The organism is Pseudomonas sp. 30_B (genome assembly GCF_017491605.1).
GTDB lineage: Bacteria > Pseudomonadota > Gammaproteobacteria > Pseudomonadales > Pseudomonadaceae > Pseudomonas.
Window position 1 is genome coordinate 1 of record NZ_JAFGYY010000079.1, and the last position, 728, is coordinate 728.

Below are 728 nucleotides of genomic sequence, written 5' to 3' on the forward strand. Positions count from 1 at the left end.
GCTTCGTCGGCAGCGTCAGATTTGTATAATATACAGTTTTACCGATGACGGCCGCCGGGGAGTCGCCTGAGCAATTTCGCGTGCAATTAGTATCGTAATGCGAGGCATTTCGCTGCGGGCATCCGTGATCGCCGGTCTTTCCGAAAAGCTTGGGTTTTTCGCCCCGGTAGAATTTGAAGATTTCGTTTGGCGACGTTTCTTCGCGAAAACGCTCCCGGTCGACGACCGCCCCCACGTTCTGGCTGCGCAGTACCGTGTATTGCCGCTTGCGATGGCGACGTTGCATCGTCTCAAGATCTCGCTGTCGGGGCTGTTGCGGGTCAAACGGTTCAAGAAAATCGAAACACGAGATTTCGACGTATTTATTTCGCAGACGCCGTTTCCCGGCGTCTTGTCGAGAAATACCAAGCTCATTGTTCGGTATCATGATGCGATACCGATTTTTCTTCCGCATACGATCAAGGATCGAGCTTTCAATCATGGCGCGCACTATGATGCGCTTGCCCGCAACGTTCGTTCGGGGGCGTACTTCGCTTGTGTCTCGGCTGCCACTAGAAATGATCTCCTGAAGATATTCCCTGAAATCGAGGATCGCGCGGTTGTCATTCATAATACAGTCTCGCCGATCTATAGTGAAATTGATTCTCCTAAAGAATTAGTCAAGGATATTGTATCTTCCAGGCTGTTTCGGCCGCTTGCGAAGAAATACAAGGCGCTCAGTAGTAGCC

At 51.1% G+C, this 728-nt stretch carries 1 protein-coding gene; it reads left to right on the forward strand.

Annotated elements, in window-relative coordinates; all coding sequences use genetic code 11:
- Positions 1 to 124 precede the first annotated feature (124 nt).
- A partial coding sequence (locus tag J5M67_RS27290) for a glycosyltransferase (RefSeq protein WP_207888527.1) occupies positions 125 to 728 on the forward strand: 604 nt, incomplete at its 3' end.